Annotated in this window: 5 protein-coding genes; 1 reads left to right on the top strand and 4 read right to left on the bottom strand. The window is 73.4% G+C overall.

The features are described from left to right. Positions 1 to 347: 347 nt before the first annotated feature. A complete protein-coding gene (locus ACTUAL_RS04575) occupies positions 348 to 1277 on the bottom strand; it encodes a MerR family transcriptional regulator (protein WP_096497083.1) in 930 nt (309 codons plus the stop codon). Positions 1278 to 1546: 269 nt separating this feature from the next. On the opposite strand from ACTUAL_RS04575, the gene ACTUAL_RS04570 reads away from it, so the two are divergent. Then, entirely contained in the window at positions 1547 to 1843 is a 297-nt protein-coding gene (locus ACTUAL_RS04570) for a WhiB family transcriptional regulator (protein ID WP_041838582.1), read from the top strand. 265 nt (positions 1844 to 2108) lie between these two features. Here ACTUAL_RS04570 and groL read toward each other — a convergent pair whose 3' ends face one another. The 3 genes from groL to ACTUAL_RS04555 form a co-directional block, all read right to left on the bottom strand. Beyond that, positions 2109 to 3734 (bottom strand): chaperonin GroEL, encoded by a 1626-nt coding sequence (gene groL, locus ACTUAL_RS04565; protein WP_440899368.1) that lies wholly within the window; start codon positions 3732 to 3734, stop codon positions 2109 to 2111. 84 nt (positions 3735 to 3818) lie between these two features. Continuing rightward, positions 3819 to 4112 carry a co-chaperone GroES gene (groES, locus tag ACTUAL_RS04560; protein ID WP_015805227.1) on the bottom strand — a complete coding sequence of 98 codons (294 nt, stop codon included), beginning with the start codon at positions 4110 to 4112 and terminating at the stop codon, positions 3819 to 3821. Positions 4113 to 4403: 291 nt separating this feature from the next. Next, positions 4404 to 5201 (bottom strand): hypothetical protein, encoded by a 798-nt coding sequence (locus ACTUAL_RS04555; RefSeq protein WP_440899367.1) that lies wholly within the window; start codon positions 5199 to 5201, stop codon positions 4404 to 4406. Between the last annotated feature and the right edge of the window lie 57 nt (positions 5202 to 5258).

The following is a 5258-nucleotide window of genomic DNA, read 5'->3' as shown; positions in this document are numbered from 1 at the left end:
CGGCGGGGGGGGCGCCCAACGCGGGGCCGCCCGGCCCGGGGCCCCCGGCCCGCGGCGGGGGGGGGGCGCGCCGGGGCGCGGGGGGGGGGGCGGGGCGGCCCGGGTGGGCGGGTGTCACCCAGCCATCTTCCGGGGCTCCGGGCCCCGCTGGTCGAACCGCGTGATCCGTCCGCCGCACGCGGGCGGGCCGCAACCGGGCCAAACGGACGACACTAGGGCCGCACACGCCCCATCGGGCGCACGTGAGCGGTCAATCGGGCGGGAACCGGGCAGGAAACTGTGCGATCGGGCAGCCCGCAGGTCCACCGCCTGACCGAGTCCACCGCCTGACCGAGTCCACCGCCCGGTCAGCAGACCGCGCGCTCGATCGCCGCCACCGCCACCGGCAGGTCGTCGATGCGCTCCGCGGGCGCGGGCACCACGCCCCGCTGCCACCCCGGCCCACCCGCGAAGACCCTGACCTGCTGCCTCGTCCTCGGCAGCGCAGCGACCACTCCCGGATCGGCGTAGCGCGGCAGGTGCGCCCACAGGACCACCGCGGACGGCGCGGTCCTGCGGATGGCCGACGCCAGCGCCGCCGCGGGCAGGGACGCGCCCAGCTGCATCACGCCCAGCCCGCGCCTGGCCAGCTCCGCCGCCAGCGGGCGCAGCGGCAGGCTGTGGCGCTCGTCCGGCACGCACGCCAGCAGCACCGGCCGGTGGTTGCGCGGGTCCGCCACCAGCGGGGTCGCCCTGGTCATCGCCGCCGCCACGCACTCCTCCAGCAGGTGCGACACCTCGACCCCGGCCCCCGAGTGCTCCCACTTCGCGGCGATCGCCGTCAGCACCGGCAGGACCACCTCGCCCCAGGTCGCGACCACCCCGTCCGCGTCGATCGCGTCCGCCAGGATGGTCTGCGCGGCCACCGAGTCCATCGCCAGCGCCGCCCGCCCCAGGCCCCGCGCGGGCCTGCCCGCCCCCGGCATCCGCAGGCCGCGCACCCCGGCGGGCGACGGCCCGCCCGCGTCCAGCTCGCCGATCGCGAGCGGCGCCTGCTGGACGTCCGGGGCGGGCACCGGGGTGCTCAGCGCGTACTTGGCGGCCTCCGCCGAGGTGGCCCCGCGCAGCAGCGCCCGCTGCATCAGCTCCAACCGGGCCACGTCCAGCGGCGCGTACTTCCGGTGTCGCCCTGTCGTGTGATCACTGGGTCCCAGCCCGTACCGCCGGTCCCAGGTGCGCAGCGTCGCCGGGGCGACCCCGAGCCTGCGGGCCGCAGCGGCCACCGACAGGGTCACCACCTGCGCGGGATCACCTTGACCTGCAACGGCTTCTTCCCGCGCGCCACCGGTCGGCGGGGACGTCGAGCGGGTGAGCGGGTTCACCCCGTAATCGTCGGTTCACCAGCCGTTACGAGCAAATCCGGAGTTCAAACCCGGTGATCACCCATTGGCTGAATTGCGGTCCCACAAGCCCGGACGGTCTTGAACAACCATTGGCGCGGTTCTACGGTGGATCACTGTTACGCCAAATGGAGCAGTTCCCGTCCGTGGCCAAGGAGGCGGTCTCGATGGCGGACACCCGAAGGCTCCCCGGTCCCAACGCCGATCTCTGGGACTGGCAGATGCGCGGCTCCTGCCGCGGGATGGACAGCGCGTTCTTCTTCCACCCCGACGGGGAACGCGGACCGGCACGAGCCAGACGGGAGGCACGGGCGAAGGCCGTCTGCCTGTCCTGCCCCGTCCTGGAGATGTGCCGCAGGCACGCCCTTGCCGTGCAGGAGCCGTACGGCATCTGGGGCGGCCTCTCGGAATCCGAGAGGGACGGGATCATCAAAGCGAGGAAGCGCAGGCTCACCCTCACCTGATGACCCGTGCGGGAAAGGGGCGACACCACCAGGTGCCGCCCCTTTCGCGCGTCCGGGGGCGGAACGCGCCGGAGCGGGCCACCACCGGCGGAAGCACCGGCCGGGCAGGACGGGGCGAGCCGGGGACGGCGGACGTCGCGCCCAGCGAACGCCTCGCCCCGGAGAAGCGGAACCGGCGGGCTCCCCGTGGGGCGCCCGCCGGTTCGGCGTCGAGCTGGGCGGGCCACCCGGCCGGTCGTGGGGACCGGGCCGGTGACCCAGGAGATCAGTGCCCGTGGCCGTGCCCGGGGCCGTGGCCACCGGCCGCGGCGGGCTCCTCTTCCTTCTTCTCCACGACGGCGCTCTCCGTGGTGAGCACCATGCGGGCGATCGAGGCGGCGTTGGTGACCGCGGAGCGGGTCACCTTCACCGGGTCGATGATGCCCGCCTCGAGCAGGTCGCCGTAGGACAGCGTGGCGGCGTTGAGGCCGAAGCCCCAGTCGGCCTCGCGGACCTTGTTGACCGCGACCGCGCCCTCCTGGCCGCCGTTCGCGGCGATCCAGAACAGCGGGGCGCCCAGGGCCTCGCGGACCAGGGCGACACCGGTGGCCTCGTCACCGGTCAGGCCGAGCCCGCCGTCGAGCACCTTCGACGCGTGGATCAGCGCCGAACCGCCGCCGGGGACGATGCCCTCCTCGACCGCGGCCTTGGTGGCGGCGACCGCGTCCTCGATGCGGTGCTTGCGCTCCTTGAGCTCGGTCTCGGTGGCCGCGCCGACCTTGATCACGGCGATGCCACCGGACAGCTTGGCCAGCCGCTCCTGCAGCTTCTCGCGGTCCCAGTCGGAGTCGCTGGCCGCGATCTCGCGGCGCAGCTGCTCCGCGCCACCGGCCACGTCCGCCTTGGTGACCGCCCCCTCCAAGATCGTGGTGTTGTCCTTGGAGACCACGACGCGGCGGGCGGAGCCCAGCACGTCGAGACCGGCCTCGGACAGCTTCAGGCCCACCTCGGCGGCGATGACCTGGCCGCCGGTGACGACCGCGAGGTCGTCCAGGAACGCCTTGCGGCGGTCACCGAAGAACGGCGCCTTGACCGCGACCACGCGCAGCGTCTTGCGCAGGGCGTTGACCACCAGGGTGGACAGCGCCTCGCCCTCGACGTCCTCGGCGATGATGACGAGCGGCTTGCCCGCCTCGGCGACCTTCTCCAGCAGCGGGAGCAGGTCGGCCAGCGCCGAGATCTTCTCGCGGTGCAGCAGGATGCGGGCGTCCTCGAACACCGTCTCCTGGGCCTCGAGGTCGGTGGCGAAGTGCGCCGACACGTAGCCCTTGTCGAACTGCACGCCCTCGGTGATGTGCAGCTCGGTCGCCATCGTCGAGGACTCCTCGACGGTGATGACGCCGTCCTCGCCGACCTTCTCGATGGCCTCGCCGAGCAGCGAGCCGATCGACTCGTCGCGGGAGGACACGGTGCCGACCTGGGCGATGTTGTCGCGGCCCTTGACCGGGGTGGCCTTGGCCTTGAGCGCGTCCACGACGGCGTCGGCGGCGGCCTGGATGCCCTTGCCGAGCGCGGTCGGGTTGGCGCCCGCCGCCACGTTCCGCATGCCGACGCGGACCATCGCCTGCGCCAGCACGGTCGCGGTCGTGGTGCCGTCGCCCGCGATGTCGTTGGTCTTGGTCGCGACGCTCTTGGCGAGCTGCGCGCCCAGGTTCTCGAACGGGTCGTCCAGCTCGATCTCGCGAGCGATGGTGACGCCGTCGTTGGTGACCGTGGGGCCACCGAACTTCTTGTCCAGCACGACGTGGCGACCGCGCGGGCCAAGGGTGACCTTGACCGTGTCCGCCAGCTTGTTCACGCCGCGCTCGAGCGCCCGACGAGCGTCCTCGTCGAAGCTGATCTGCTTGGGCATTGCCTAGCCTCTCTCAGTGCGAAACGCCCCGGTGGCCCCGGAAGGGGTCGCCGGGGCGCCTTGCGTGGACGGTGCGGACGGACGTCAGTTGATGACGGCCAGCACGTCGCGGGAGGAGAGGATCAGGTACTCCTCGCCGTTGTACTTGACCTCGGTGCCGCCGTACTTCGAGTACAGGACGACGTCGCCGACAGCCACGTCCACGGGGATGCGGTTGCCCTTGTCGTCGATCCGGCCGGGGCCGACCGCGAGGACCTTGCCCTCCTGGGGCTTCTCCTTCGCGGTGTCCGGGATCACGAGGCCGGAAGCCGTCGTGGTCTCGGCCTCGCTGGCCTGGACGACGATCTTGTCCTCGAGCGGCTTGATGTTCACGCTCACCGGGCTGACCTCCACGGTCGTCGAAAGCGTTGGCAGGTTGCGTTTACGGCTCCTGCCACCCCGCCGTCGCGGGGGTCGGGGCGGTTGCCGGCGCCGTACGGCTAGCACTCTACCCATTCGAGTGCCAACGGTTCAACGACCCCCCGGCCCGCACGTGTCGCCCGATCAGGTGGCCGGTCCCATCCTGCCCGGAATCCCGGGTCGACGGCGAGCGCGGAGCGCCGAGGCGCCGGGCCGGACGCAGCGGTAACGCGGGTGGGGCGGTCCGGGTTCCCGAAGGGCGGGCCGGCCTCAGGCCCGCCGGGACTGGGCGGTCTCCTCCGGCACGACCGAGGCCGCCCACCAGCCGTCCTCGCCGGGACCGCGCACGAGCGCCATCGTCACCACGCCGTTGTCGGGGACCAGCCGGACGTCGAGCTGCGCGGGGATGCGGTCGGCGGGCGGCAGCACGTCGACCAGCGCGGCCAGCCGCACCACCTGGCCGGCGCCGTGCTCGGGCGCTGTGGCGGAACTGGCCCCGACCACGCCGGTGACGTGCAGGAAGTCCGACTTCCCCAGCTTGACCGGCGTGATCCGGTTGACCGCGAGCGCGAACCGCTCGGTCGCCGCCTCGGGGTCGAAGGCGCGCAGCCGCGCGGTGCGGAGCACCCCGCCGAAGCTGATCCACGCCCACAGCGCGGCGACCAGGGTCAGCACCGCGACCAGCACCCAGGTCGCGGTCGCCACGGTCGGGACCGCGAGCCTGACCTCGCCGGTCTCCCCGTCCACGAACACCGGGAACCGGTCGCCGACGGCCCGGTCGCCCGCGACGACGACGTCCTCGCGCCGCTCCCCCGCGTGCTCGAACTCCACCCGCAGCGCCGGGACCTGCTCGACGGTGCGGCTGCGGCGCCCGCCTGAGGTCTGGGAGGTGGTGGTCTCGGCGACGGCGGTCGCGGTGACCTCGGTGTGCTCGGCGGTCAGGGTGCCCAGCGCGGAGCCGCCGAGGAGCACGATGCCGCTGACGAGCACCGCCCACAGCAGCAGGGACGTGGTGGACCTTCGCATCCGCTGGGCGAAGTACTTCTGCAGGTGCGGTGAAGCGGACATCTCTCCCCGTGGCAACGTCGCGCCGATCGCGGCCATCACCCCTGGTCAGGGGGCGCG

It is taken from the genome of Actinosynnema sp., assembly GCF_052038725.1.
This window is presented reverse-complemented; position numbering and strand designations above follow the sequence as displayed.